The 26,246-nt window shown below is 57.2% G+C and carries 25 protein-coding genes and 2 rRNA genes; 15 read left to right on the forward strand and 12 right to left on the reverse strand.

All coding sequences use genetic code 11. The features are described 5' to 3' along the window. Positions 1–31 precede the first annotated feature (31 nt). A 23S ribosomal RNA gene (locus AC1MGT_RS14725) occupies positions 32–2,923 on the forward strand. 126 nt (positions 2,924–3,049) lie between these two features. Continuing rightward, positions 3,050–3,162: ribosomal RNA gene (gene rrf, locus AC1MGT_RS14730) — 5S ribosomal RNA — on the forward strand. 172 nt (positions 3,163–3,334) lie between these two features. Here the strand turns inward: rrf and AC1MGT_RS14735 are convergent. The 5 genes from AC1MGT_RS14735 to AC1MGT_RS14755 all read right to left on the reverse strand — a co-directional run bounded on the left by AC1MGT_RS14735 (position 3,335) and on the right by AC1MGT_RS14755 (position 6,948). Next, complete coding sequence (locus AC1MGT_RS14735) at positions 3,335–3,634, reverse strand: DUF1840 family protein (protein ID WP_499500787.1); 300 nt, start codon at positions 3,632–3,634, stop codon at positions 3,335–3,337. 111 nt (positions 3,635–3,745) lie between these two features. Then, positions 3,746–5,299, reverse strand: coding sequence for a putative ABC transporter permease subunit (locus AC1MGT_RS14740; protein WP_499500788.1), 1,554 nt, complete (start codon positions 5,297–5,299; stop codon positions 3,746–3,748). Then, positions 5,296–6,030, reverse strand: coding sequence for an ABC transporter ATP-binding protein (locus AC1MGT_RS14745; protein ID WP_499500789.1), 735 nt, complete (start codon positions 6,028–6,030; stop codon positions 5,296–5,298). Before AC1MGT_RS14745 ends, AC1MGT_RS14740 begins: the two co-directional genes overlap by 4 nt. 8 nt (positions 6,031–6,038) lie before the next feature. Continuing rightward, on the reverse strand, positions 6,039–6,545 hold the full coding sequence (locus AC1MGT_RS14750; protein ID WP_499500790.1) for a hypothetical protein: 507 nt from the start codon (positions 6,543–6,545) through the stop codon (positions 6,039–6,041). Positions 6,546–6,585: 40 nt separating this feature from the next. Continuing rightward, a complete protein-coding gene (locus tag AC1MGT_RS14755) occupies positions 6,586–6,948 on the reverse strand; it encodes a magnesium chelatase subunit ChlI family protein (RefSeq protein ID WP_499500791.1) in 363 nt (120 codons plus the stop codon). 351 nt (positions 6,949–7,299) lie between these two features. On the opposite strand from AC1MGT_RS14755, the gene AC1MGT_RS14760 reads away from it, so the two are divergent. Then, positions 7,300–7,758, forward strand: coding sequence for a hypothetical protein (locus AC1MGT_RS14760; protein ID WP_499500792.1), 459 nt, complete (start codon positions 7,300–7,302; stop codon positions 7,756–7,758). Between the two features lie 210 nt (positions 7,759–7,968). Then, a complete protein-coding gene (locus tag AC1MGT_RS14765) occupies positions 7,969–9,351 on the forward strand; it encodes an ATP-dependent nuclease (RefSeq protein WP_499500793.1) in 1,383 nt (460 codons plus the stop codon). Here AC1MGT_RS14765 and AC1MGT_RS14770 read toward each other — a convergent pair. After that, positions 9,297–10,474, reverse strand: a protein-coding gene (locus AC1MGT_RS14770; protein ID WP_499500736.1) for an IS3 family transposase whose coding sequence is annotated in 2 segments (ribosomal slippage) — positions 9,297–10,207 and positions 10,207–10,474 — 1,179 coding nt in all. Because the reading frame shifts where the segments join, the coding sequence is not laid out codon by codon here. The two genes, AC1MGT_RS14765 and AC1MGT_RS14770, sit on opposite strands and share 55 nt — an antisense overlap. A gap of 63 nt (positions 10,475–10,537) precedes the next feature. Between AC1MGT_RS14770 and AC1MGT_RS14775 the strand changes: the two genes are divergently transcribed. The 4 genes from AC1MGT_RS14775 (at position 10,538) to AC1MGT_RS14790 (ending at position 14,126) form a co-directional block, all read left to right on the forward strand. Further along, positions 10,538–11,362 carry an ATP-dependent endonuclease gene (locus AC1MGT_RS14775; protein ID WP_499500794.1) on the forward strand — a complete coding sequence of 275 codons (825 nt, stop codon included), beginning with the start codon at positions 10,538–10,540 and terminating at the stop codon, positions 11,360–11,362. Between the two features lie 10 nt (positions 11,363–11,372). Beyond that, entirely contained in the window at positions 11,373–13,169 is a 1,797-nt protein-coding gene (locus tag AC1MGT_RS14780) for a UvrD-helicase domain-containing protein (RefSeq protein WP_499500795.1), read from the forward strand. A gap of 373 nt (positions 13,170–13,542) precedes the next feature. After that, positions 13,543–13,791: a hypothetical protein gene (locus tag AC1MGT_RS14785; protein WP_499500796.1), complete on the forward strand. Its 249-nt coding sequence runs from the start codon at positions 13,543–13,545 to the stop codon at positions 13,789–13,791. A gap of 185 nt (positions 13,792–13,976) precedes the next feature. Further along, on the forward strand, positions 13,977–14,126 hold the full coding sequence (locus AC1MGT_RS14790) for a hypothetical protein (RefSeq protein WP_471705756.1): 150 nt from the start codon (positions 13,977–13,979) through the stop codon (positions 14,124–14,126). A 495-nt stretch (positions 14,127–14,621) separates the two neighbouring features. Here the strand turns inward: AC1MGT_RS14790 and AC1MGT_RS14795 are convergent, their stop codons facing one another. From AC1MGT_RS14795 to AC1MGT_RS14805, 3 genes are read right to left on the reverse strand one after another with little or no spacing between them, the layout of a single operon-like run. Further along, positions 14,622–15,140 (reverse strand): substrate-binding domain-containing protein, encoded by a 519-nt coding sequence (locus AC1MGT_RS14795; protein ID WP_366927144.1) that lies wholly within the window; start codon positions 15,138–15,140, stop codon positions 14,622–14,624. After that, positions 15,137–15,394 carry a substrate-binding domain-containing protein gene (locus AC1MGT_RS14800; protein WP_229255202.1) on the reverse strand — a complete coding sequence of 86 codons (258 nt, stop codon included), beginning with the start codon at positions 15,392–15,394 and terminating at the stop codon, positions 15,137–15,139. Before AC1MGT_RS14800 ends, AC1MGT_RS14795 begins: the two co-directional genes overlap by 4 nt. A gap of 47 nt (positions 15,395–15,441) precedes the next feature. Then, positions 15,442–16,452: a YeiH family protein gene (locus AC1MGT_RS14805; RefSeq protein WP_056139903.1), complete on the reverse strand. Its 1,011-nt coding sequence runs from the start codon at positions 16,450–16,452 to the stop codon at positions 15,442–15,444. 100 nt (positions 16,453–16,552) lie between these two features. Here AC1MGT_RS14805 and AC1MGT_RS14810 point away from each other — a divergent pair, with 100 nt between their 5' ends. From AC1MGT_RS14810 to AC1MGT_RS14840, 7 genes are all read left to right on the forward strand, one after another. After that, the gene (locus AC1MGT_RS14810) at positions 16,553–17,437 is read left to right on the forward strand and encodes a LysR family transcriptional regulator (RefSeq protein ID WP_056139900.1); all 885 of its coding nucleotides are present in this window, start codon (positions 16,553–16,555) and stop codon (positions 17,435–17,437) included. A gap of 88 nt (positions 17,438–17,525) precedes the next feature. Further along, positions 17,526–17,957: a nuclear transport factor 2 family protein gene (locus AC1MGT_RS14815; protein ID WP_056139895.1), complete on the forward strand. Its 432-nt coding sequence runs from the start codon at positions 17,526–17,528 to the stop codon at positions 17,955–17,957. Positions 17,958–17,968: 11 nt separating this feature from the next. Next, positions 17,969–18,487 carry an RNA polymerase sigma factor gene (locus AC1MGT_RS14820; RefSeq protein ID WP_056139892.1) on the forward strand — a complete coding sequence of 173 codons (519 nt, stop codon included), beginning with the start codon at positions 17,969–17,971 and terminating at the stop codon, positions 18,485–18,487. Beyond that, positions 18,484–19,290 carry an anti-sigma factor family protein gene (locus tag AC1MGT_RS14825; RefSeq protein ID WP_056139889.1) on the forward strand — a complete coding sequence of 269 codons (807 nt, stop codon included), beginning with the start codon at positions 18,484–18,486 and terminating at the stop codon, positions 19,288–19,290. The genes AC1MGT_RS14820 and AC1MGT_RS14825 overlap by 4 nt, the downstream gene beginning before the upstream one ends. Continuing rightward, the gene (locus tag AC1MGT_RS14830; RefSeq protein WP_082488630.1) at positions 19,287–19,727 is read left to right on the forward strand and encodes a DUF305 domain-containing protein; all 441 of its coding nucleotides are present in this window, start codon (positions 19,287–19,289) and stop codon (positions 19,725–19,727) included. Before AC1MGT_RS14825 ends, AC1MGT_RS14830 begins: the two co-directional genes overlap by 4 nt. Next, complete coding sequence (locus AC1MGT_RS14835; protein WP_070245919.1) at positions 19,714–21,114, forward strand: YncE family protein; 1,401 nt, start codon at positions 19,714–19,716, stop codon at positions 21,112–21,114. Before AC1MGT_RS14830 ends, AC1MGT_RS14835 begins: the two co-directional genes overlap by 14 nt. 14 nt (positions 21,115–21,128) lie before the next feature. Continuing rightward, positions 21,129–21,719, forward strand: coding sequence for a uracil-DNA glycosylase (locus AC1MGT_RS14840; protein WP_065306379.1), 591 nt, complete (start codon positions 21,129–21,131; stop codon positions 21,717–21,719). Between the two features lie 10 nt (positions 21,720–21,729). On the opposite strand, the gene AC1MGT_RS14845 is transcribed toward AC1MGT_RS14840, so the two are convergent. From AC1MGT_RS14845 to AC1MGT_RS14855, 3 genes are all read right to left on the reverse strand, one after another. After that, a complete protein-coding gene (locus AC1MGT_RS14845; protein WP_370660862.1) occupies positions 21,730–22,863 on the reverse strand; it encodes a TDT family transporter in 1,134 nt (377 codons plus the stop codon). A gap of 807 nt (positions 22,864–23,670) precedes the next feature. After that, positions 23,671–24,090, reverse strand: coding sequence for a hypothetical protein (locus tag AC1MGT_RS14850; RefSeq protein WP_499500797.1), 420 nt, complete (start codon positions 24,088–24,090; stop codon positions 23,671–23,673). A gap of 50 nt (positions 24,091–24,140) precedes the next feature. Further along, positions 24,141–26,243 (reverse strand): hypothetical protein, encoded by a 2,103-nt coding sequence (locus AC1MGT_RS14855; protein WP_499500798.1) that lies wholly within the window; start codon positions 26,241–26,243, stop codon positions 24,141–24,143. Between the last annotated feature and the right edge of the window lie 3 nt (positions 26,244–26,246).

Raw genomic sequence — 26,246 nt, forward strand, 5'->3', positions numbered from 1 at the left:
TCTCTGTTGTCAGCAGAGGCCAACGTTATAGGGACAAGCGAATAAGTGCACATGGTGGATGCCTTGGCGATTACAGGCGATGAAGGACGTAGTAGCTTGCGATAAGCTGCGGGGAGCTAGCAAACGAGCTTTGATCCGCAGATTTCCGAATGGGGAAACCCGGCCTTTATAGGTCATTGCATACTGAATACATAGGTATGCAAAGCGAACGCGGCGAACTGAAACATCTAAGTAGCTGCAGGAAAAGAAATCAACCGAGATTCCCAAAGTAGTGGCGAGCGAAATGGGATGAGCCTGTATGTAATAGTCGATCGGATAGTGGAAGCTTCTGGAAATAAGCGCCATAGAGGGTGATAGCCCCTTACACGAAATCTGAACGGTGGTACTAAGCATACGACAAGTAGGGCGGGACACGAGAAATCCTGTCTGAACATGGGGGGACCATCCTCCAAGGCTAAATACTCGTAATCGACCGATAGTGAACCAGTACCGTGAGGGAAAGGCGAAAAGAACCCCGGGAGGGGAGTGAAATAGATCCTGAAACCGTGTGCATACAAACAGTAGGAGCGGACTTGTTCCGTGACTGCGTACCTTTTGTATAATGGGTCAGCGACTTACATTCAGTGGCGAGGTTAACCGTATAGGGGAGCCGTAGAGAAATCGAGTCCGAATAGGGCGACAGTCGCTGGGTGTAGACCCGAAACCAAGTGATCTACCCATGGCCAGGATGAAGGTGCGGTAACACGCCCTGGAGGTCCGAACCCACTAATGTTGAAAAATTAGGGGATGAGCTGTGGGTAGGGGTGAAAGGCTAAACAAACTTGGAAATAGCTGGTTCTCTCCGAAAACTATTTAGGTAGTGCCTCAAGTATCACCATCGGGGGTAGAGCACTGTTATGGCTAGGGGGTCATTGCGACTTACCAAACCATTGCAAACTCCGAATACCGATGAGTGCGAGCTTGGGAGACAGACATCGGGTGCTAACGTCCGGTGTCAAGAGGGAAACAACCCAGACCGCCAGCTAAGGTCCCAAAGATTGGCTAAGTGGAAAACGAAGTGGGAAGGCTAAAACAGTCAGGATGTTGGCTTAGAAGCAGCCATCATTTAAAGAAAGCGTAATAGCTCACTGATCGAGTCGTCCTGCGCGGAAGATGTAACGGGGCTAAGCCAGTCACCGAAGCTGCGGATATTTTTCTCGTAATTTATTACTTGATCAATATGGTAGGAGAGCGTTCTGTAAGCCTGCGAAGGTGTCTTGTAAAGGATGCTGGAGGTATCAGAAGTGCGAATGCTGACATGAGTAGCGATAATGGGGGTGAAAAGCCTCCACGCCGTAAGCCCAAGGTTTCCTGTTCAACGTTCATCGGAGCAGGGTGAGTCGGCCCCTAAGGCGAGGCAGAGATGCGTAGCTGATGGGAAGCAGGTTAATATTCCTGCACCGTCGTATGATGCGATGGGGGGACGGATCGCGGAAGGTTGTCTAGCTGTTGGAATAGCTAGTTTTTGACTCATAGAAGGTACTTAGGCAAATCCGGGTACGTAATTCAAGGGGTCGAGACGAGGAACTTAGGTTCTGAAGCAATCGGAAGTGGTTCCAAGAAAAGCCTCTAAGCTTCAGTCATACGAGACCGTACCGCAAACCGACACAGGTGGGCGAGATGAGTATTCTAAGGCGCTTGAGAGAACTCGGGAGAAGGAACTCGGCAAATTGGTACCGTAACTTCGGGATAAGGTACGCCCTAGTAGTTTGATTGGTTTACTCCATGAGGATGAACGGGTTGCAATAAAATGGTGGCTGCGACTGTTTAATAAAAACACAGCACTCTGCAAACACGAAAGTGGACGTATAGGGTGTGACGCCTGCCCGGTGCTGGAAGATTAAATGATGGGGTGCAAGCTCTTGATTGAAGTCCCAGTAAACGGCGGCCGTAACTATAACGGTCCTAAGGTAGCGAAATTCCTTGTCGGGTAAGTTCCGACCTGCACGAATGGCGTAACGATGGCCACACTGTCTCCTCCCGAGACTCAGCGAAGTTGAAATGTTTGTGATGATGCAATCTACCCGCGGCTAGACGGAAAGACCCCATGAACCTTTACTGTAGCTTTGCATTGGACTTTGAATCAATCTGTGTAGGATAGGTGGGAGGCTTTGAAGCAGACACGCTAGTGTTTGTGGAGCCAACCTTGAAATACCACCCTGGTTCATTTGAGGTTCTAACCTTGGTCCGTTATCCGGATCGGGGACAGTGCATGGTAGGCAGTTTGACTGGGGCGGTCTCCTCCTAAAGTGTAACGGAGGAGTTCGAAGGTACGCTAATTACGGTCGGACATCGTGATGATAGTGCAATGGCATAAGCGTGCTTAACTGCGAGACCGACAAGTCGAGCAGGTACGAAAGTAGGACATAGTGATCCGGTGGTTCTGTATGGAAGGGCCATCGCTCAACGGATAAAAGGTACTCTGGGGATAACAGGCTGATTCCTCCCAAGAGTTCATATCGACGGGGGAGTTTGGCACCTCGATGTCGGCTCATCACATCCTGGGGCTGTAGCCGGTCCCAAGGGTATGGCTGTTCGCCATTTAAAGTGGTACGTGAGCTGGGTTTAAAACGTCGTGAGACAGTTTGGTCCCTATCTGCCGTGGGCGTTGGAAATTTGAAGGGGGCTGCTCCTAGTACGAGAGGACCGGAGTGGACGAACCTCTGGTGTACCGGTTGTCACGCCAGTGGCATTGCCGGGTAGCTAAGTTCGGAAGAGATAACCGCTGAAAGCATCTAAGCGGGAAACTTGCCTTGAGATGAGATTTCCCAGAGCCTTGAGCTCTTTAAAGGGTCGTTCGAGACCAGGACGTTGATAGGCTGGGTGTGGAAGTGCAGTAATGCATTAAGCTAACCAGTACTAATTGCCCGTACGGCTTGTCCCTATAACCTTGGTAGTCCAAGGTTGCAAGAGTTCAGCTGTTGTTGATACAAATACGACCCCCAAATAAAACTACTTCTTCCAGATTCAGAGCAGCGTTGCATGTGCAACGAGGCTCGTACAAGTTATGCCTGATGACCATAGCAAGTCGGTCCCACCCCTTCCCATCCCGAACAGGACCGTGAAACGACTTTGCGCCGATGATAGTGCTGCAACCAGTGTGAAAGTAGGTTATCGTCAGGCTAGTTATATAGAAAAGCCCCGCTCAGTGATCTGAGTGGGGCTTTTCGCTTTGGGATGCCAGTATTCAACCACAGAAAAGGTCATCCTTACTCGACCAATCCGAGGCAAAAAAAGCCCGCTGATTCACATCAGCGGGCTTTTTACATGCAGACAAGGATAAACCAATGCCTGCTTACACACCCCAAAGGATATCGGTCTTGTTATCACGCGCAGAGCGAAGCATTTCCAGCAGCGGATACATGCGGGTCGAGAAGCTGACGACCTCGATTGCCTGATGGTCATGGTCGTCTTCATCGCGGTGATGCGCATGGACATCGTGCGCTACCTGATCAGACACCTGATGCTTGCGGGACTCTTCGATCTCGTCCTCGACCAACGAAATCACCTGGCTGGCTTCGGCCGAGGTAATCACGCCGCGCTCCGGCTCCTTGTGCAGCAGGTCAAGGATTCGTTTGGCATGTTCCTGATACATCAGAACTTCTGGATACGTTTTGCATTTAAATGTAATCAACATAGCTATCTCTTGGTTTTGTTAGTAATTAAACGATAGCACGACTCGCGCCCCTTCACAGTGCGGTCGCGCTCACACTGGCCGACGCCGCAACATCCAGGCAATGCCAGGTACAGCAACGGCGAACAACGCAGCCCCCGCTGCGACAAGGATGCCCATGTGGTCCAATGGCCCAAGCGTGGCAGCCGACAGCAGCCATCCCAACGCGCCCCACGCCAGGCTGTTGAACAATTCAAGCACGTTCATCATCAGGCCTCCTTTGCCACGCCCTTTGAAATTGCTGCGTATTCCAGGCCGCCCGCACCAGAACACCACCAGGCCGGCGCCCACGACAGCGCCGCACACGACCAGGAGTCCAACCAGGCCGGCGGTCGGCATCCGCACTGTCAGCCATAGCAGAGGAACAGCCACTAACCCCAGCACCGGCATCATGGCCGCTGCCAGCTTGGCGCGCCGTACGGTGCGCTGCGACGCGGGCGATACCAGTAGCAGATCCGGCGCATCCTCGGCCGACAAGGCAATCCATGCCAACGCACCAGTTAGCGAACTGCACAGCAACGCCAGGCCCGCGCCGATGGCTTGCACCTGCACGTCGGCACGCTTGAAAATCAGGAAGAACAACGGCAGCAAAAACAGTATTTGCAGCATCACCTGCGACAGCAACTGCGGATCGCGCACGATCAGGCGCCATTCCTTGATGACCACCGTCTGGAACAGGCTGCGCCCGAAGCGGGGCTGCGCCGTTGTCGATGACGCCTTGCCCGCAGCGATCGAAGGCGTCGACGCAGCCAGTTGCAGTCCGCGCGCAAAGAAGCGATGCGTGTGCCAGGTCGTCAGCACGAACATGCCGCACGCGAGGGCGCTCAGTAGCAGCATTGGCAACGGCTCGCCCAGCATCGCCCGCGCCGGCAGCCAGAGCAGGTTATCGGCTGCACCCTCCGCCTGCACCATCCCCAGCACGGTATCGCGAATGCCGTCCTGCGTTTGCCTGGACGTGAGCGCATGGAGCTGCGACGCGATCACGAGCAGCGCGCCAGCCAGTGCCCCGACAATCTGCGCCACGACGCGCGTGCGGCGCGCACCGAGCAGGCGCACGAGGCCAAGTGTTAGCAGCATGGCGCCACAGCTGCACAGCACCGCAAGGGCGATCACGCCCGGATAAATCCCGAGCCAGCGAAATTGACCCTGTAGCAGCCCCGCATGCGCGAACGGCGCCAGCAAAAACAGGTACAGCGCCGCCGTGCCCGCGCACACGCCCAGCAGCCGCACCGTGAAAATGCTGCGCGAGGGCAGGGGCGATGACAGCAGCAGATCGAGGTCGCTGCGCTCGAACATCACCACGACGCACGCCTTGATCGCCGATGACAGCATGAAGGTCGTGGCCACGATCAACAGCGCGGACACCGCAAGCAGGATGCGCGGATCGTCGCCCGGCATCCCTGCCAGCTGGCGCACGACAAACCAGCTCGCGACATGCATGACGATACAGCCAGCAGCCGCCAGACCGAGCGCCAGATTGCCTGGCCGGCGCCGCCCGTCCGCCGCTTTGCCGCCTGCTGCATTGAACCAGGCAAGCCGCAACTCGTGCCGCAGCAGCCAGCCGATGCCGCCCGGCGCCAGCCTCATGGCGCGGCCATCAGGTGCAGGAACATGTCTTCCAGGCTGCCGCCCTGCGTACGTTCGCGCAGCGCATCCAGCGTCCCTTCGGCGATGAGCCGCCCCTGGCGAATGATCCCGATGCGGTGTGCCAGGCGCTCGGCCACTTCCAGAATATGCGTTGTCAGGATGACGGTGCCGCCCTTGGCCACATGCGCCAGCAGCAGGTCTTTCACCTGGCGCGCTGCCGCTGCATCCAGGCCAGTGAGCGGTTCGTCGAGGATCAAGAGTTCCGGGTCGTGGATCAGGGCGCCGGCCAGCGCGAGCTTCTGCTTCATTCCGCGCGAAAAACCTTCGGTCAGCTCGTGCGCATGCTGGCTCAGGTCGAGCCAGTCGAGCAGTTCGCGTGCGCGCGGTTCAGCATCCTGCGCTGTCACGCCCCACAGGCCCGCGACGAATTCGAGGTACTCGAACGGCTTGAGCTTCCCGTACAACATTGGCTCGTCCGGCAGGTAGGCCAGCTTGGCTTTGGCCGCTGCCGGCGCCGCAGTCATGTCCACGCCCAGCACCTCGATCGTGCCGGCGTCGGGCGCCAGGAGGCCCGTGACCAGGCGCAGCGTCGTCGTCTTGCCGGCGCCGTTCGGCCCGAGCAATGCATAGAACTCGCCGCGCCGGACCAGCAGGTCGAGGCCATCGACGGCAGGGCGGCCGAACTGCTTGCGCAGGCCGACCAGGCGCAGGGCGGGGAGCTGGTCATCCATGGGTGACCTCAAAAGCTCGTGAAGGATGTGAGGAACTGCTCGACCTGTTCCGGCGGCGTCTTGCCTGCAGGGCCAAGCACGATGACCTGGTAGACGCGGTTGCCCTTCGCGGCGAAGCGTCCGCTCAGATGCATTGGCGTACCCTGACCGGCGCCCGTGACATCCGCGTTCAGGTCACCAGTGGCCGCAGCGTCGGGCGCGCCGATATTGCGCAGCAGCGCCAGGCGCATGGCCGGCAGCGCCGCCTGCGCGCGCGCCGCATCAGGTGCGACAGCCGTGCCGACGGCGAACGTCGTGTTGTCCACCTTGGCCGCCGTCATCGTCATCTCGACCTGCAGGCCGTTCAGGTCCACCGTGCGGGTGAGGGTCGCGGGCTTGGCTGGAAACAGCACCTTGAAGCGCCCGTCCTCGCTCGTATGGTCACGCCAGTTATAGGCCGGATTGCAACCGGCCAGCAGCGCGCTGGCCAGGAGGATCGGGACAATCTGCACGGCACGCACGATAGAGGGTCGCATGCGTCGATGGTAACAGCAGCGCCGCAGAACGCAAGACCTGCTAATCGCCCTGCAACGCGCGCCGGTACCCGATCGCCTCGGCCACATGCGCGGCTGCCACGTGTTCGCTGCCGGCCAAGTCGGCCACCGTGCGCGCCACTTTAAGAACGCGATGATACGCACGCGCCGACCAGTGCAGATGCCGGACCGTGGCGTGCAACAGGCGCTCTCCGGCGTCGTCAGGCGCGCAGTAACGGTCGATATCGCGCGGTCCCAGATGGCTGTTGGGCCACCCTTGGCGCGCCACCTGCACCGCACGCGCCTGCGCCACACGCACTGCAATCACGCTGCTCGGTTCCCCGTCGGCGCCTGCGCCCATGCTTTCCGGCCCCAGCGCCGCCACCGGCAACTGGATATCATGCATAAGTGAAGCTAAGACCGCTTAATAGCAGAGCAATAAAGACATTCCTCCAGTCAAAAACAGTCCAGTATCAAGATGACATGGTTCGATGTGTCAACTAATTTGTCAACAACTCGGCGTTCAAGCGAAATTTATCTAAGTGAACACGCAACTGTAATGACAACGCCAGACATCTTCACAACAGTTTGCTGTGGTAGAACCAGCGGCCAGATTCTTTAACGAATGCAGGCTGGGGCGGCGTTGGCCTTGAACCGAGCGGACTGGCGGGTATAACGCGTAGCACATCAAATTTTGAAGAGTATGGTATCTAGTTCTTCGAACGGGAAAATTCGTGTCACGCAGCAAGTCAAACCAATGGCAGTGGATCCGATCTTATGGGACATCTTTGGGATTTCTGAGAACGCAGGCGAACCGCTTTCGTTTCGTGCTACAGGGGCGTTCACCTGTTCTGGCTTGCCAATCTATGAAGAGTTGTTAGACGGGCCCGAAGTTACGGTAAGCGATGCGGTGATAGCCCTGAGAACGATTGCTGATAACAACAAAAAGTTGTTCCAGGAAGTTTTATTTGGCACGAATTTTTCGACATTGTTAGCACAGCATCCGAATCACCGTGAACGTGGGGCATATGCTGTGACGCTCGTGACTAGTTTGATCAATGACGGCCATCTCGATGCGGCAGCTAATCTTGCAAGTGCTTACGAATCGGGCGAGCTGAAGTCGTGCCAGGATTTCTGGTGCCAAGGTGTTTCATTCCATCGCTTGAAACTTGACTGGTTAGCAAACGCCAAAGTGCTGGAGCGATTTACCCTTTAGGCAGCGTTCGCTTAGGGTCGAAACAGGCCGGTCGCATAGATCAGAGGTTTTTGCGTGTTAGCAACATGCTATAGTTGGCGAAGGATCGATTTCTTCCAAAAGCGAACACTTATATTACTTATCCGGAGGCTTGGAAGTAATATCGCGATGCACCTTGACCCTAGCTGGCGCCTGTGAACAAAATAAAAAAATTTTCGGACTTGGACTCTGATGCATATCTCAAAACTGACGCTCGTCAACTACCGAAACTTCGCAAGCGCAGCCCTGACGTTCACGAAGGGTGTGAATACCATCATCGGCGAGAACGGGTCGGGAAAGACGAATCTGTTTCGGGCCATCCGCCTGCTCCTCGACGACTCGATGGCTCGATCAGCATCTCGCTTAGAAGAGTCCGACTTTCACCGCGGCCTCGACAACTGGCGTGGTCACTGGATAATCATTAGCCTTGAGTTCGACGAGATAGGTCCTGACGAGGCGATCCAGGCGCTCTTCTTACATGGAACAGGGGTGGTAGTAGGAGCAGCGCCAATCGGCCGGGCCACCTACAACTTGATCTTTAGACCGAAAAAGGACGTCCGCATCAAGCTGGCCCAACTTGCAGACGGCGACATAGCTGGATTGGCTGGAGTCAGGGAGTCCATCGAAATTTCCGACTACGAGACGGTCATCACCGGCAAAAGTACGGCCGACTTCGGCAACCTCGCGACGTACTCCGAAATCGTGGGCGACTTTGAGAACTGCATAATCAGCAACGAGACTGATGATCCGCGCATTGGCGCCCGCGTGTCTCCCGTTCTTTCGGTAGCAAGCGAGGTCTCGTTTACTTACATCCAAGCCTTGCGGGACGTCGTGGCCGAGTTCCACAACAACCGAACCAACCCGCTGCTCACGCTGCTAAAAAGCAAGAGCGGCGCGATCTCCGCGACTGACATGGATCCGATCGTCGCCAGAGTCCGCGAGCTCAACGAATCGATCGTGGCACTGAATGATGTGCAGGTCGTCCGATCTGACATTCGAAGCACAATCAAGGCGGCTGCGGGCGAGACTTATTCGCCAAGCTCGCTGTCGATTCGCTCGGACCTGCCAGAAGAGGCTGACAAGCTCTTCCAGTCTCTAAAGCTTTTCGTGGGCGAGTCGGACGAGAACTATGAGGGTGGCATTCACGAGCTGAGTCTTGGCGGGGCTAACCTGATTTTCCTGACGCTGAAACTACTCGAATTTGAGTATCAACGAGCGCATCAGTCGATCGCCAACTTCCTGGTCATCGAAGAGCCCGAGGCGCACATCCACACCCACATCCAGAAGACTTTATTCGATCGCATCACATACGCCGACACGCAGATCATCTACTCGACGCACTCGACCCAGATTTCCGAAGTGAGTAAGGTCTCGAGCGTCAATGTGCTGGGACGACGTGGTGCCGCTTGCGAAGCATATCAACCCACAACGGGGCTCGATCCAACCGCGATCGACACAGTGCAGCGATACCTAGACGCGGTTCGAAGCAACCTCTTGTTCGCCAAGAGTGTGTGTAGTGGTCAAGTAATTTCGGACACAACGATAAGTTCTTTCTCTGCCATTGCGCGTTCATAGACGCTGGGCGGCAGATTGCCCAATACAGAATGCAAGCGCTCGCAGTTGTAGAAGCCGACGATGTAGTTGGCCACATCAAGCTTGGCTTCGGCTTGGTTCGCATAATTGCGCTGCCAGACACGCTCCATCTTTAAATTTAAGAAGAAGCGTTCAGCGACGGCGTTATCCCAGCAGTTGCCTTTGCGGCTCATGCTGCAAACGAAGCCATGCTCGGTCAACAACGCTTGGTACTGGTCGCTTGCATATTGGCTGCCGCGGTCGGAGTGGACGACCAGTCCGGCCGCTGGTCGCCGAGCTTGGATCGCCATACGCAAGGCATCGCAAACCAAGGCAGCTGGCATGCTCGGCGCCATTGCCCAGCCCACGACTCTGCGCGAGAACAGGTCGAGCACGACAGCCAAGTAGAGCCAGCCTGCGCCAGTACGGATGTACGTGATATCCGAGGCATAAGCCTGATTCGGCGCTGCCGGGTTGAACTGTCGGGCAAGGACGTTCGGCGCAACCGGCAGGGCATGCTTACTGTCGGTTGTGTGTACGAATTTGCGCTTCCAGACTGGCTTCAGGCAGGCCTGTTGCATCAGGCGGCGCACCTTGTAACGCCCGACCTGCAGGCCTCTGTTGGCCAGTGCCGTGACAAGCCGACGGCTGCCGTAACTTTGGCCGCTGCTCATGAACGCGGCACGCAAATGCACGCTCGCTTTGCAAAACATCGGCGCAGTTGCACGACGCTTGGCTTCGTAAAATCCAGCCCGGCTAACACCAAGGAGACGACAGGTTTGTGCGACAGGTACGGCCTTCGTTTGCAGCTCATCGATGAGCCGATAGCTCATTTGAGCTCGCGGGCAAAGAAGGCCGATGCCTTTTTTAAGACGTCCACATCACTACGAAGTTGACGGTTTTCCTGCTCCAACTGACGGATTCGCTGCTGCTCAGCCGTCAACGGTTTGCCAATGCCTGGCTGGCCTTGTTGCTCGGCCTCGTACTGTTCCATCCAGCGACGGATCGCGGTAACGCCAATGTCCATCGTCTGGCTGACGTGCGAAATGCTGAGGCCTTGTTCTGTGATCATTCGAACGACCTCAAGCTTGAAGCTAGGGTCAAAATTGCGGCGCTGCCTGGTCATGTAAACTCCTTCGAAGGTGAATTATCCACCTATCGAGGTGTCCGGAGACATTAGACCACTACAGTGATCCTGGTTGAGGGCGACGCGGAAGAAATCCTGATTCCGCTAATGTTCAAGCAGGTGACGGGGCTCAGCCTTGACGAGATCGGCGTCAGCCTAATCAACATCCGTAGTACCGGTTTCCAGAATGTGGCAGTGCTCTTTCACCAATCTCGAATTCGCAAGCGCTGCGCGATCCTAACTGATCGTGATGCAGCCATTATCAACACAACCCCTGTGCCGGGCGAGTCTGATGCAGATGTTCGCTACAAAAAGAAGTGCCATGGATCGGACGTGAAAGGGCTTGCGCGCAAGCTTGCTCTCGATCTCTTCGTCCAAGGCAACCCTTGCCTGTCCGCCCATTACTCCGATCACACGTTCGAAGTTGATTTCATCGCAGCCGGAAACGCATCGAAAGTTAGAGCACTGGTGCCGACTATCTATGTCGACCCACCGACGCTCGCGGCTGCCGACGCCGATCTGACATCTGTGGACAAGGCCCAGTTCGGGCGGCGCGTTCTCACGATGGCGGCTAACCAGGGCAAAGGTTGGTTTGCCATCCTGCTGGGCAGGTGCTTGGACTCCGACACTGTTATCCCGCTATATATTCGAGACGCAATTTTCTTCGCCAAGCCGACCCTGTCAAAGGAGTTGTTCTCGAATATCTATCGCTACAGAGTTAGCAAGGCTGTGCAAAGCGGTGTCCTAGCCGCGGCAGGTGCCGACGCCTTGCATGCGTTGATTGCGCAGTACCATTCCGGCGCCCTACCTCTCGCCGACCTCAAAGCTACGCTGCTGGCGATGCTGCCGAACGATCAGATCCATCGATTGCTGGCGAATGTGGCTTGAGGGGGCGTCCATGTTCGCTTGGTCCCCACATGATCTAAACCAGGAACAAGAGGCTGCGGTGCTTTTCGCGGGCAGTCAGTTCCTCATTGCCTGTCCGGGCAGCGGCAAGACACGAACGCTGACGTACAAGATCGCCTATGAACTGTCGCGGCTGCCCTCCGACCGCCAGTTTGTCATCGCAATCACCTACACCAACCGTGCTGCCGATGAGATCCGTGAGCGGATCGAGAATTTGGGAGTCAACACCGAGCGACTCTGGATCGGCACCATTCATGCTTTTTGCCTTGAATGGATTTTGAAGCCCTACGGTCTCTATCATCCCGATCTGTCTCACGGATTTCGAATCATCGATTTGCACGAGCGCGAAAAGGTGCTGGAGCAGCTGTGCGATCCATACCGAGCGCAGCGCGTCACCTTTTGGGATTGCGACTACTACTTCACGCCTCGCGAGCGTGTACTGGGGTGTAGCGACACGCGCAAGCATACAATTATCGAAAATGTCCTAGACGAGTTCTTTGCGACGCTAAAGTCCAGGCGGCAGATTGACTTCGAGCTGATCCTTTTCTACGCGCATAGACTCGTGGCGGCGCATCCTGCGATCAGTGGAAATCTCTCCAACCTTTTCTCATTTGTCTTGGTTGATGAGTATCAAGACACCAAAGAGATTCAATATGAGATTCTAGGAAGGATACTGTCGGCTGGCGGTGGTACCACCAAATTGCTGATGGTGGGAGACCCAAACCAGGCGATTTTTGGTTCGCTGGGTGGATTCCCTATCGACCTCGCCGACCTGCGCGCCATAACGGGTTTAGAGATCGAACCGAGGGCGTTGTCGCGAAACTATCGGTCTTCCCAGCGTCTAATTGACTACTTCGGGAACTTCAATCTGTATGGGACGGTGATCGAGGCTTCCGGTGGAGACCGAGACTTTGCCAGCCTGATCACCTACAACGCGACCATCCATAAGGACGATCTCGCCGACGAAATCGCGCGTTTGATTCAGCACAACATCGAGGTACTGGGTGTGCCGCCCAATGAGATCTGCGTCGTCGCCCCCCAGTGGCCTTATCTGACGGCCATGACGCGCGCGCTTGTGGTGCGGTTGCCGGAGTATAGGTTTGACGGCCCAGGCATCGTTCCATTCGCCCGAGACCCGGAGAACTTTTGGTACAAGGTGGCGCGGCTGGCCTTGACCGAACCTTCCCCCGGCGGCTACCTGCGTCGCTTGCGATGGGCGGGCGAGGTGATTCAGGATCTAAACAGCGCAGGCGTCGACGTTTCAGCCCTCAATCGGAAGCACCTTCTCGCGGAATGCAACGCAGTTGTGATCGATGAGACGGACGGGCTTCTTTACCTGCGCACGTTCTTCGATGACCTGTTCATTCGCCTTCAAGTGCCCTACCTTGGGTTCGCGAGCCTAGTGGAACACCACGAGGCGTTCTTCGCCAGCTCCGAGGCGCGATTGCAACGACTGCAAACTGATGGAGTCGCCGCTGCCAGCGATCTCTCGTTCTTCAAAAAAGCGTTCCAGGCGCGCTCCGGGATCTTGGTGTCCACCATTCACGGCGTCAAAGGCGCCGAATTCGATGTCGTCATCGCTCACACCCTGCTCGAAGGGATGGTGCCGCACTTCAACGACGCTGGCGGAAACGACAGTGCAAAGAAGCTCCTGTACGTCATCGGATCTCGGGCGCGAAGGCACCTCCACATGTTTTCTGAGATAGGTCGCGCAAGAGGGCAGCGAGGCGACATGTGGGGTGCGACTCGACTGTTGACGGCCTGCATCTTCCCTTACGACTCTCCGTAGAGCCGCTGTCAGGTGCCAGGCGCGTCGTGACCATGCCGCGGCCTGACGTTCTGCGTCTTAATGAATAAAAAGGTGAAATATAGGGCTTAGTGTTCCGATTTATTGCGTTCGAGGCCAGTGCATGCTGGTTACACTAGGCAGCGCTGCGAACACGCAGCGTAGCAATACGGAAGCCTTTATCTTGTGACGTAGGAGGTATCCCCCCGACTGTTGACAGCCAATGTTGCGATTAACATAGTCCGCTTTGGGTCGGTTCCTGCCCTTCGTGAGAGTCCGTGACTTTTCCATCTCGGTGACCTGATATGCTCAGCTGAACGTCCGGGTTCAGCCAGAAGCGGGCGTCGTAGGACTTCAAATTTATCGAAAGGCAGCCATGGCGGATATGAATTTTGAGGGTATTGGTCGCTTCATCTACGGCGCAACCCGGCACGGCGGTGACATGGACGATGTAAAAAACTGGATAGCAGATGATTTGGAGCTGCCATGCCCAGCTCCTGGAGATGATTCTGCTGCTCTCGGCATGTATAGAGCATTTTCCGCAAAGTACCCGGACAATGATTCCCTTCGCGAAAACTACGAACGCTTTATGGAAGTATTAAAAAGCCGTTCTGTGAAGCGCTGACTGGAAGACTGCTTTGGGTCGTATCCGGCCCTTTGTGACAGTCCGCGATCTTTCGGCCGCGGCGACCTGCTATGCTGAGCTGAACGGCCGCGTTCGGCCAAAAGCGGACTGTCGCTGTCCGGCAAGCCCGTAGTAGCGAACCTGTGGGCCAGTTGGTGCCCGTCGGCCGTCGAGAGAAGACGGTCTTGGCCAAAGCGCAGGCAGGGCGTGGCGATGTCGTCTTCATCTTTGCTAATCAGGGTGGTTTTGCCCCGGCATTCAAATGCTGTCTTTCCCAAAAAAGCATGGTCCTGCAAAATGTTCTGATCGACCATATTGGCGCCATGGCGCGCTAATCAGGGGCGCGCGGCTTGCCGACAACACTTTTTTTCAATGCCAAGGGGACCAGCCAGTCAAACGCCGCAGGGGCGAGCTATCGCCGGCGACCTTGGCCAAGCATCTCGACAAGCTAGCCGTTCGGCGACAGCGCTGTCGGCCATCAGCATCGCGATGCCGTGGCCAAACGCAACGACCTCGATCCTCACGTTGTCGGCGCCTAGGTCATCCTGCGCATTACAAGTATTGTTGAGCGTCAGATTCCGTTTCATGGGGTTGGCGTCGCTCCCCTGGAAGACGACCCGCCATGCGGTGGCAGTCCCTGCGGCTGCAGCTCCAGAAAGGGTTCCAAGTGCACCGGGCGCTGCCAGGGCAAGCGATTGGGTCACGACCGCCCCGCGCGATGGTGCGTTATTGTCCATTTTGTCTAGGAATCGTTACCGCCGCCGTGCGACGCGCTGCACGCGGTACCTGAATATACTGAAACCCGCCGCAGGCCCACAATCCGGCGCTCATTATTTCTGCCAGCCCCACCTGGCAAAGATCGCGCTGCCTTGCGGCGATTGCAGGAATGCGATGAACTGCTTCGCTTGCGGGTTGGCAGCGCCATGCTCAGTCAACGCCACGCCGGTATCGCGGTAAATCGCATAATCAGGTTCGATTGGCACGACGTCGGCCAGGCGCGGGTTCGACACCTGCCAGATATTCCAGATAAGCCACGCGTCGATGTCGGTGCGCGCGGTCCAGGTACCGCGCGCGCTCGCGCTGTTGGGTGCGTAACTGGCAATATTTGCGCGTACCTTGCGCACCGACTCCATGCTGCCTTTGCGGCCAGCCATGTCTTCCCAGACGCCGTTCTGGCCGGCACCGTTGACCACCAACAGGCGCACGCCGGGCTGCATCAGGTCGGCCACGCCGCGCAGGTGCTTGGGATTGCCGGGACGCACCAGGATCGCCAGGGGACGCATATATAGCGGGGTAATGCTTGCCTCCTGTATCTTGCCGCCCATCGCTAACGTAAAGTCCGTCATCATCGTTTCCGAACCGCTGTAGATGATGTACGCATCCTGTTTTGCGTGGTCGACCAGCTCGGCGTGGGGCCAGCCGTGACGGTGACTTTGATGCCGTTCGCGTGCTCGAATGCCGCCGCCGCCTCTTTCATCGCAGGAGCCGGTCCACCCGGGCCGTACACCAGCAACGGCTGCTGGGCACACGCGATACCAGCGGTGAGCGAGACTGCAACAACAAGGCTGCAGCGCGCCGCGGTCAAATAGTGATGTGATGTCATGGCGTTTTCTTTCGTTTTTGGAAAATGGATGGCGTACTGCTACGTCCTTAAACACCCAGAAATTTGATCAGGGCGAAACTGATGACACCAAGGCCGAGCAGCGAAAAAATGACAACCCCGGCAACCTTGCCGCCGGCACGCAGGACAGCGCGGGCATCGACGCCGAGGCCGAGCGCGGCCATCGACATAATGGTGAAGAAATTGGCGGCAACGTGCGCTGGCGCCAGCGCTGCCTGCGGAATCCAGCCCAGCGAGCGCAAGCCCAGCAATGCAAGGAAGCCGACGATAAACCACGGCACCAGGTGCGCGACGTTCAGGCGGGCGCCTCCCCGTCCGCGCCCTGTCAAGGACAACACCAGCACGACCGGGCCCAGCATCAACACGCGCACCAGCTTGACCAGGGTGCCAATGTGCACGCTGGCTGCGGACACCGAACTCGTTGCCGCCAGTACCTGTGGCACGGCATACACGGTCAGCCCGGCAAACACGCCGTATTGAACCGGCGTGAATGACAACAGCCCGACTAGCAACGGCAACCCGAGCACCACCACCACACCCAGCACCGCCGTAAAGGCGATGGAGGCGGCCACGTCCTTGCCATCTGCGTCGATCACTGGGGCCACCGCCGCAATCGCCGAGTTGCCGCAAATTGAATTGCCGCAAGCAATCAGGATCGCCATCTTTTTCGGCAGACCGGCGCTGCGGCCCAGGAAATAACTGAACAGAATTGCCAGCACGACTACCCCGGCAATGCCGCCGACCAGTCCCATGCCGTTTTCGAGCAGCGCGCCGGCGCTGACGGATGCGCCCAGCAGCACCACGGCAATTTCAAGCAGCAGCTTGGCGCCCATATGGATGCCTGGCTCGAACCGCTGATCGAGACGGTGCACGGTGCGCAGTCCGGTTCCAAGCAAGATCGCCAGGACCAGGCTTTCAAGCCACGCGCGTCCGAACAGATGGGCTTCTACAGCTTCCAGCCCATACGCGGCCAGCGTGACGGCGCCGCACAGTAACAGGCCGGGTACAAATGGAGCGCATTTTTGATAGTGGGATGTCATGGTCGACTCTCGTTCAGATATTTAGTGCATGCATTATTGAACGGCGATTTCGTTCGGTCCATCGTATAATTAATGACAAATCATTAGATTGGATCGAACGATGACATTGGACCAGCTACGCATTTTTGTTGAAGTCGCACAACGCCAGCACCTTACTCAGGCGGCTTCCGCGCTGTTTCTATCCCCGTCTGCCGTCAGCTCATCGATCAAGGCCCTGGAAGAGCGCTATGGCACGGCACTGTTCCATCGGATAGGACGGCGCATCGAACTCTCCGACGCCGGTTTGATTTTCTTGATAGAAGCGCAACGCACGCTGGCCAGCGCGCGTGCAGCGGAAAACACGTTGTCGGAGCTGGGCCAGATGCGGCGCGGCACGCTGGCAATCCACGCCAGCCAGACCATCGCGAGTTACTGGCTACCGCGCTTGCTCGTGCAATTCAGTCAAACCTACCCGGCCATCGACCTCACCCTGGAAGTGGGCAATACCGACAGCGTGGCGCAGGCCATCCTGCTGGGTGGCGCCGATCTCGGTTTCATCGAAGGCGATATCGACGAACCCTCCCTGGCCATCGAAGCTGTGGGGGAGGATCAGCTCGTTGTCGTGGTAGCACCCGATCATCCATGGTCCGCCGGGGTGCCGCTGGCGGCTGCCGACCTGGTGCAGGCGCAATGGATTTTGCGCGAAACCGGTTCCGGCACGCGTTCGGCGTTTGAGAAAGCGCTGTCGGACATGGGCGTGCCGGTCGCCGCAATGCAGGTTGCTCTCAGCCTGCCGTCCAACGAGGCGGTGCGCAGCGCGGTGATGGCCGGTCCCTTTGCCACCGCGATTTCCGAACTGGTCGTGGCATCGCATGTTCAGGCGGGCCTGCTGGCGCGCGCGGCGCTGGTCCTGCCGGCGCGTGGGTTCTCGATGCTGCGTCATCCTGAACGCCATCGCAGCCGTGCGGCGCTGGCATTTGAAGAATTGATGAACACAAAAAAATAAATACAAATACATGGAATAAAAACAGGGCAATGACGTTTGCACCTGTAGCAAGCCCGTTTTTCAACCTGACCTGTACTGGACCGCACCCATGAAAACCACCCACCTGATGTTCCTGTTGGCCAGCACCATCGGCATCGCCACCACGGCTGTTGCCGGGCCTGCGCTGGATATGGCGCAAGCCCACTTCGCCGCCATTGGCGCCGGTGAACACGCCGCCATCGTGCATGATTACGCCGACAATGCGCGGCTGACCTGGGTTGGTGGACCGCTTGACGGCAGCTACGACGGTGCAGCCGCCATCGGCGCCGTATGGAGCAAGTTCGGCGCGATGGGCCCGCTGCGCGTCACCGTTATGGGCGCGTCCGAGTCGGTCAATCCGAAGGGTGCGACCGTCACGGCGGCAGTGCAATTCGACGGCAAGGCCTCCATCAAGGTGCGCTACGTGCTGACCTACCGCGACGGCAAACTGGTCAATGAAACCTGGCAGATCGATCCGAAGCTGGCCGCCAGCGCGATGTAATCACTGGTTCCATGAGCGTCCTGCCCCTTCTTCCCGGCGCGGAGTTGCTGGCGTGTGTCCCGCGGCTGCGGCGCTACGCGCGCGCGCTCGTGGGCGAGCGCGCCGCGGCCGATGACCTGGTGCAGGACACGCTCGAACGCGGCTGGGCCCAGCGCGCCGCGCTACAACCCGGCACGGACGCGCGCGCCTGGCTGTTTGCGATCATGCACAATATGCGTATCGATCAGATACGGCGCGGCGCACTGGTCACCGAGCCGCTCGACGATGATACGCCGATGCCGGCCCTGGCGGATCGCAGCACGGTCGGCATCCAGGTGCGCGAGATGGATGCCGCGCTGCGCCTGCTGAGCGAAGAACAGCGCGCGATCCTGCTGATGGTCGGGCTGGAAGACATGCGTTATGAAGAAGTGGCGTCGACGCTCGGCATCCCGGTCGGGACCGTCATGTCGCGGCTCGCGCGCGCCCGCGAAAAGCTGCGCAGCCTGATGGACGGCGGCGCCCGCGTGAACTCGTTGAAAGTCGTGAAATGAACCTGCCCGTGACTGAAGCCGATCTGCACGCGTACGTCGACGGCGTGCTGCCGGCAGCACGCGCTGCCGAGGTCGCCGCCTACCTGGCAGAGCGCCCCGAGGAAGCTGCGCGCGTGCGCGCCTACGCGGCCCAGAACGACGCCATGCATCGCCTGTTCGATCCGGTGCTGGGCGAACCGGTCCCGGCGCCCATGGCAGCGGCCACCACGCCGCAGCGCAACCGGCACTGGCAATGGCAGGCGCTGGCGGCGGGCCTGGCAATCGCGTTGGTGAGCGGTGGCGCCGGCTGGGGCTTGCGCGGCGCGGCAACTGGCCAGTCCCTGGCGCGTATGGAGCAGCAAGCGCCCGCGTATCAGCAGGCAGCGTGGTCCGGCCTGGCACACCAGGCCGCAATAGCCCATGCCGTGTACAGCCCGGATGTGCGCCGGCCAGTGGAAATTCGCGCCGACCAGGAAGACCAGTTGGTGACCTGGCTGTCGAAGCGCATGGGCAGCAAGATCCGTCCGCCGCATTTGGGCAAGCTGGGCTATGAACTGATCGGCGGGCGCCTGCTGCCCGGGGCCAGCGGGCCGGTAGCGCAATTCATGTACCACGACGGCGCTGGCCAGCGCCTGACGCTGTACGTGTCGACGGAGCAGGCGCGCAACAAGGACACCGGCTTTCGGTTCGCCAAAGAGGGCGACGTCAACGTGTTTTACTGGATCGACGGGAAGTTCGGCTATGCGCTGTCCGCAGCCGTCGACAAGGGCGAACTGGCACGGGTTGCCAGCGCCGTCTATGAACAACTGGAGGGACCGGTTTGAAATTTTCACTTTTTTTGGGCGCCATGCTCTGGTGCTGCACCGCCACAGTCTCGGCGCAGCATGCTGGCCACCATGGCGCGACTGCGCCGCCTGCCTCGTTTATCGCCAGTAGCGACAGGCCCTATGCGTCTCTCGCGGATGATGCCATGGCGATCATGGATGACGGCATGCGACGCGCGCCGACAACCGGGGACCCCGCGCATGACTTCATGAGCATGATGATTCCTCACCATCAAGGCGCGATCGATATGGCCAAGGCCATCCTGGTGCACAGTAACGACCGCGAACTGCGCAACCTGGCACAAGGCATCATCGTCGAACAACAGAACGAAATCAATGTAATGCGCGCCTGGTTGCAACGCTACCAGGCAGCCCACGGCGCAAGAGCCGATTCCACCAACGCAGACACCAGGAAAGACTCTCATGCAACTCACTGAATTGAATAAGCTCACCTTCGCCATGACGCTTGCGGTCGCTGCCATGGGTACTGCGCAGGCTGCGCCAGGCACACAGGACCGCGTCTATACAGCTGACCAGAACAGCAACACCGTTTCGGTGATCGATCCATCCACCAATCAGTTGCTGGGACAAATCCGGTTGGGTAATCAGCGGCCCGACATCCTGTCTCCTTTGTACAAGGGGCAAGTGAATGTTCATGGACTGGGTTTTTCGCCGGACCATAAAACCTTGATTGCGATATCGAATGGCTCCAATTCGGTGACCTTCATCGACACGGCCACCAATAAGGTCAAGGGCGTTACCTATATCGGGCGGTCGCCTCACGAAGGATTTTTCACCGCGGACGGTCGCGAAGTCTGGGTCGTGGTACGCGGCGAAGATTACGTCTCGGTCATCGATCCTGTCACCTTCAAGGAAAAACGCCGGATCCAGACAACAGGTGGTCCGGGCATGGTGATGTTCCATCCCGATGGCAAACTGGCGTTCGTGGTATCGAGCTTTAATCCTGTCGTCGATGTCATCGACATGAAAACATCCAAAGTGATCAAGCATATTTCTGTCACTAGCCCGTTCTCGCCGTTCTTGCAGTTCACGCCTGATTTCAAGGAAGTCTGGATGACGCACAAGGACGTTGGCAAGGTCACCCGCATCGACGTGGCGACGCTGACAGTCAAAGGCGTCATCGACACCGGTTTTATTACCAACCACCTGGCGTTCGGGAAGAACGCTGGCGGCGCAAGAGCCTACGTGACAGTGGGCGGAGAAAATGTCGTCAAGGTCTATTCCACCGGTGATCAGCCACAACTGATGGCGACGATACCGACCGGGGCCTTGCCGCATGGCGCATGGGCGTCGGACGACGGCAGCAAAGTGTACGTTGGTCTCGAAAACGGCGATGGTGTCGACGTGATCGACACCGCAAGCAACAAGGTCGTCGCGCATGTGGCGGCCGGCCAGGCGCCGCAAGCGCTTGTCTACGTGTCCCATGCCGTGCCCACCGGTGCTGGTACCAGCAACCTGGTGCCGCGTGTGAACGGCGAGTCGAGCAATATCGCTCTCAAGTCCCGCGGCGACGCCAAAGGATTCGTGGTCGTGCGCAGCCTGGGCGTGACCGATGCACTGGAAGTGTTCTTGTACAAACTGAAACCGGAGACTGTTTACAACGTCTACGCCGGTGGTCAGCGCGCGCCGGTGGGTCGCTTCAAGACTGACGGCAAAGGCATGGCGAACGGTACTGCCATTGGGCCCATGCGCGACGTGCGGCCGGGCCTGGCGCAGCAGCCGGCTGGCGCCAGCCGGATCCTGGTGATGGAGGGCGACACGCCAGCCGGAGCGGAGCAGGCAGCGCTGGCGAGCAGCGAGTGACGTCTGGCGTGCCGGTGGCTCCCTTGCTGGACGATGTAGCCGAACTGGCACGCCGCGTCGAACTGCTGTCTCTTCCCCATGTGGTCGCGCTCAACCAGTGGGTCGACACGCACGCAGCCGTCCGCGCGCTGCCGTACTTCGATCCGCTGGACGGCGGCGCCGATGCGTCCATTCTCATCTTGCTGGAAGCGCCGGCGCGCCATGCGATGCGCCCGCGCTTCGTCTCGCGCGACAATCCTGGTCCTGCGCAGCGCAATCTTCAACGTTTCCTGGCGCAAGCCGCCGTCGCGCGTGCGCGTACCGTGCTGTGGAATACCGTGCCCTGGCTGGCCGACGAGCAAGCTCCGCCGGCGCGCCTGGGTGTGGCGGCGGTACGCGCAGGCATCGCCATGCTAGGCGATGTGCTGGACCTCCTGCCATGCCTGCGGGTGGTCGTGCTGGCCGGACGCACGGCCCGCCAGGCCCACGCTGCCATCGAGGCCAGGCGGCCGGGCTTGATCGTACTGGAAATGCCTCATCCGAGTCCGCTATCTGTTTGTACGTCGCCAACTGTGGCCCCGCAAATCGTCGCGACACTGGCGCGCGCGGCGCAACTGGCGCGCTGAACGTTGGCCTTCAGGGCCGGTTCATCGACGCAATACAGGGAGAGACGAACAGGTTGCCACGGTAAGCGCCGAGCGCGGTGCGCCATGCGACAACCAGCCACAGGCTTGCCAGTACCACTACCAGCGCGCTGCCGAAGACCTCGAAGAACAGCGAATCGAGCACCTTCGCCAGACGCAGCGTGGTGACCGCGAATACGCCGAGCGGAAAGGTATAGCCCCACCAGCCCAGGTTGAATGGAACGGCTGCCCTGAAGTAGCGCAGCGTAATCAGGGTTGCCAGCATCATCCACCACAGGCCGAGTCCCCAAAGCAGCAGGCCGCTCACCACGCCCATCCCGTTGGCCACGTGGCCAACCTCGGCCAGGCCAAACGGCGCCAGCGTCGCCGGCGCGGCGGCGCCGAGCACCAGCATGCCGAGCGCGCCGGTGCCCACTGGCCCGAGCGCCAGCCAGCTTGATGCCGCCATGCTTTCGTGCGGCAGTTTGTGCAGGGCCATGCGTAATAACAGAATCGCGAGAATGCTGAGCGCCACTGGCACCGAGTATGCCCACAGCACGTAGCCGGTGATCAGGACTGTGAAGCGCGCGCCACCATCCTGCAGGTGCGGCACAAGCAGCCCGGCGCTCGCCGCTGCAACCTCGGCAGCGACGACCGGCAGCAGCCAGACCGCCGTCATTTGGTCGATGCTGTGCTGCTGGCGCGTGAACATCAGGTAAGGAATGAGGACGCCGCAAGCAAGTGCCATGGCCACATCGATCCACCACAAAGCTTCGGCCACCGCGACGGCGGCGGCGCCCCAGCGCGACACGCCAAAGCTGAGAAATCCATTGATAATTGTAGCTAAGCCCATGGGAATGGTACCGAAGAACATGGAGACGGTCGCATGGCCGAACACCTGTTTCGCTTCGTCGAAAAACATGACCCAGCGCGCGCTGTACAGCGCGGCAAACAATACGAACAGCGCAATGTTAAAAAGCCAAAGTCCCTCGGCCAGGCGGGCCATTCCCGGGAGCGCGCCTGGAAGTTGGGCGAGCGCGAGCGACAAGATGCCGGTGCCCATCGTTGCCGCAAATGTGACTTTCCGAAATAGATGCGACGTTTTGGAAATTACTGCGACGACAGGGCATGAAGTAGCGAAATCCACCGCTTCTTGCTGAGTTACACTGGCGACGACGAACTTCTGCTTTCGGCCAAAAGCAGACCTTGGACGCAAGCTGCAATTGCGTCGCTTCAGCTAATGCGTAAAGATAGATTGGAAACAGTAGGCGCAGTTCGCGTGCGCAAGAAGTGGGGCATTTGCTATGGGTAGAGGTGGATTGGACGAGTACGAAGCATGGCTGGATACGCTCGATACCAAGTTTCGTATAGTGAATGGAGGAATTCGTTCTGATTTTGATGTGCCTTTCTCCATATCTCTTCTTGACTGCAACGACGTTGATGGGATTTTGAAGTGCGCGACAAAACTAAGGACTGTTTTTTTGTCGAACTCATCACATCTTCCCGTTGAGTATCTTCTTAAGCGATTCATACGGCTTGCCATCGACGCAAATCGCCTTCCGATCCCGAAAGCAGAGATCCTAAGCGGACTTCCAAAAGAGTGGGATTTCAGCAATTGGATTTGATGATGTCCGGTTAACTCGTCACCGCTTAGGCAACGGCTGCTTCGGGTCGTAAGCTGCTGCACGCTGGAGGGCGAGAACCAGTTCAATACATCTGTTCGCCGCACAAAGCTCGTATCACGCGCTACAGAATCGATTCGCGCGAAATGCTGGCGGTGGCGTTTGGTCTCGAGCGAACTTTCGGTTGGTTACACCCCTTCCGCAGATTGCGCATCCGGCAGAAGGGCGGGCAGACATGCACCACGCGTTCATGTCGCATGCCTGTTCACCCATTTGTTGGACGTATGTCAAAAGGTTTGTTAGGCGCTTGTAGGCCTATGCAAAGGCCCACTTCAAGGAACGCTTCGTTCTCTATCAATCATTGGTAAAGGCTCATTCAACTGTGAGGCACTAAGTCCGCGTTTGTATGCGTTATATTGCCAAATAGTGACCAAGCTCCGAAAATTGTCAATTTCTTTGTTTTGTGTTTGTATGACTGAGTTGAGATACGCAATTCTTTGACTAGCAATCTTCAGGCTACTAGGGTATGCAGGAGTTTGGCGATCAACCGGCTCGGAACATTCTTTTCGGGCACGAAAAGCTGCTTGAACACTCTTATGTGCAGAAAGGCCTTGCCGGGAAGGGATGTACCCGAGGATGCTTTCACACGCAACGCATACAGCTTCCCATCCAATTTTTCTGTCCGGCCAGCCACGAATTAACAAGATAATTCTTTCGACATCACCTGTCTTAATATATTTATTGCCTGCCATTATCCTCTCCGCGCATCTAATGAAGTAAACGCAATAAACAGTTGGACCCGCTAGTCATGGTCGGACATCCATGTTAATTTTCGGAGATCTTTGTTCGCTAAGCTCTCGCGACTTCCATCTGTTGATGAGACAGAATTTATGATGCGCAGAAGATGGGTCTTTGCGGTCCCATCGTATAAACTTATTACAGATTGATTGGGAACTTTTGGGTCTTCCAAAATACGAACGAGCTGGAGAAGGCGCGCGCGGTATTTTCGATGGCTTTCATACCACGCCGCAGCACCAGGATCCCCCGCATCCGAACAAATTTTTGCTTGATTGAGTTCTTGCTCAACTTCGACTAGTAGCGACTTCAGCCGAGAAAGTCGATCTTTATCACCGTTGCTATCGCTCTTTGTGCAGAAGTGCTCTTCACAGTTGAGACAATCGGCAAATTTTTCGCAAGGAGATAGAAGAAAATCATGGACGCATCTGCCCCAAAGTGTTAGGTGACTGGCCCCGCGCGGTGATAGCCGAAGGTCTGAAAACGAAATTGGGTCGGTATCGCTTGTTACCGTCCAGTGTGTCGCATCCTCCTCCGAAACAAAAGATTTGTCTTCAGTTGCATTGTTTTCCGCATTCCCGGACTGCATGGCTCTTCGGGCCCGATTAAGCACATCAGACTCAGACTCATGGTTGTAAATACGGTTTGCTCGATGATTAGTGCGACCAGACCATTTTGCGATTTCCTCCTGTGTCATGTTGCCCTTCTGAGCCAGCGTATTGATATAGTGTCTTAATGAATGAGAGTTCAACCGCAGCTGTTCACCGTTCGGTTTGAGATAACCGTAGCGTTGAAATATCGTATTCTGCTTAGTCCAAGAATTAGGAGTGCAATCTGAGCAAAAAATAACCAATTTAGGGGCCCATAAGATGACTGGGCTGCGGCTTCTCTTAATCCCGAGCTGGGACTTGAACATACAAAACAGAGCCGAACTGAACCGAATTTTCTTAGCCCGGTTCAACCAAGGAAAATCTGGTGGTTGCTGTGTAAGAACCCACTGCCAAAGCGTGTTTAACGTATATGCACCATTCTTTCGACTTAGGCCTGCTTTCCTTAGACACTCAAAATTGGCATACCCTAGCGCTTTACTAGCCTGCTCAGCCGTTAAAGGTTGATCATCTGGAACATCAGGGCAGGACGTATGCCGGAAAAAGCGCATCTCGGCGTGAGCGTTTGCTTTTTTTTGCTCGAGCTGTCGTTCAATGTAAAGGGCTAACTTCCTCGCATCGTTAGTAATCTCATGTAGTCGTTTGACAGCGAGCTTCGCTACCGGCACCATAACTTCCGGAACCCATTTGACGTCACCACCATATCCTTTTCCGGAGAAATAGCGAAACCCGTACTGAGAATCTCCGCGCCGATCAATCTCTTCCACTTCTAGGTCAACCGGGAGGTCATGAATTTCTGAGCCTCGCGAGGGCGCCGATAGTAGCATCGCGCAAACAGAAGTAGTATAGATATCCCTATGTTGGGCATTGCACTTTGAATCTAGATTTGAAGAAAATATCTCGGCAAGAGCGTTTAACGCATCGGGATCCGGCATTTTCTTACGTCTTAGCTCATCAGACTCAGGGCCTATCCCTTCTTTAACGTTTTTGTATGCACGAAGCGGATGCTTCCAGTACGACAGATCCACGCTTACAAGGTGGTGTGCCGTTAAGAAGATCGCTAAATTGCGTAGACGTTGACAGCTTTCATAACCATTTCGACCAAAATGGCTTTGGCCGAGCTGCGCAGCATGATCAAGCACAACGACATCAATGCTAATGGGATCTGCTGATCCCTTTAAATCAAGTAATGATTTTTCGAGAAGTCTTAACGCGGTTATATTGCGACCTATTTTCGCCACCGATCCAGGGTTATGGGTATGCTCGTACCTCACACATGCCTTAGCAAAATCAATAAAATCAATGTCGAGTTGACGCATGTCAGCGGCCGCTTTGGTGACGCTTTGTGGCGTACCAAGTTTTGTAAAACGGCAGACTTTAGGCCAATGACATTTATCCCATTCAAGGTCATCGCCAAATGCCGTAAGGTCATCGCGGCACAGTCGAATGAATTCAGCCAGGTTCGCTCTACAGTTTCCTTTAATTGACGAGAGGGTGCGCATATT

It is taken from the genome of Telluria sp. BA11 (assembly GCF_056680305.1).

Bases quoted from the DNA above. Each gene is read 5' to 3' on its own strand.
- AC1MGT_RS14785 (WP_499500796.1), top strand. From the start codon at position 13,543: ATGGCGGATATGAATTTTGAGGGTATTGGTCGCTTCATCTACGGCGCA.
- AC1MGT_RS14820 (WP_056139892.1), top strand. From the start codon at position 17,969: ATGAGCGTCCTGCCCCTTCTTCCCGGCGCGGAGTTGCTGGCGTGTGTC.
- AC1MGT_RS14745 (WP_499500789.1), bottom strand. From the start codon at position 6,030: ATGGATGACCAGCTCCCCGCCCTGCGCCTGGTCGGCCTGCGCAAGCAG.
- AC1MGT_RS14795 (WP_366927144.1), bottom strand. From the start codon at position 15,140: ATGATGACGGACTTTACGTTAGCGATGGGCGGCAAGATACAGGAGGCA.
- AC1MGT_RS14855 (WP_499500798.1), bottom strand. From the start codon at position 26,243: ATGCGCACCCTCTCGTCAATTAAAGGAAACTGTAGAGCGAACCTGGCT.
- AC1MGT_RS14755 (WP_499500791.1), bottom strand. From the start codon at position 6,948: ATGCATGATATCCAGTTGCCGGTGGCGGCGCTGGGGCCGGAAAGCATG.
- AC1MGT_RS14805 (WP_056139903.1), bottom strand. From the start codon at position 16,452: ATGACATCCCACTATCAAAAATGCGCTCCATTTGTACCCGGCCTGTTA.
- AC1MGT_RS14735 (WP_499500787.1), bottom strand. From the start codon at position 3,634: ATGTATCAGGAACATGCCAAACGAATCCTTGACCTGCTGCACAAGGAG.
- AC1MGT_RS14825 (WP_056139889.1), top strand. From the start codon at position 18,484: ATGAACCTGCCCGTGACTGAAGCCGATCTGCACGCGTACGTCGACGGC.
- AC1MGT_RS14780 (WP_499500795.1), top strand. From the start codon at position 11,373: ATGTTCGCTTGGTCCCCACATGATCTAAACCAGGAACAAGAGGCTGCG.
- AC1MGT_RS14765 (WP_499500793.1), top strand. From the start codon at position 7,969: ATGCATATCTCAAAACTGACGCTCGTCAACTACCGAAACTTCGCAAGC.
- AC1MGT_RS14815 (WP_056139895.1), top strand. From the start codon at position 17,526: ATGAAAACCACCCACCTGATGTTCCTGTTGGCCAGCACCATCGGCATC.
- AC1MGT_RS14835 (WP_070245919.1), top strand. From the start codon at position 19,714: ATGCAACTCACTGAATTGAATAAGCTCACCTTCGCCATGACGCTTGCG.
- AC1MGT_RS14750 (WP_499500790.1), bottom strand. From the start codon at position 6,545: ATGCGACCCTCTATCGTGCGTGCCGTGCAGATTGTCCCGATCCTCCTG.
- AC1MGT_RS14800 (WP_229255202.1), bottom strand. From the start codon at position 15,394: ATGACATCACATCACTATTTGACCGCGGCGCGCTGCAGCCTTGTTGTT.
- AC1MGT_RS14850 (WP_499500797.1), bottom strand. From the start codon at position 24,090: ATGGCAGGCAATAAATATATTAAGACAGGTGATGTCGAAAGAATTATC.
- AC1MGT_RS14740 (WP_499500788.1), bottom strand. From the start codon at position 5,299: ATGAGGCTGGCGCCGGGCGGCATCGGCTGGCTGCTGCGGCACGAGTTG.
- AC1MGT_RS14760 (WP_499500792.1), top strand. From the start codon at position 7,300: ATGGCAGTGGATCCGATCTTATGGGACATCTTTGGGATTTCTGAGAAC.
- AC1MGT_RS14810 (WP_056139900.1), top strand. From the start codon at position 16,553: ATGACATTGGACCAGCTACGCATTTTTGTTGAAGTCGCACAACGCCAG.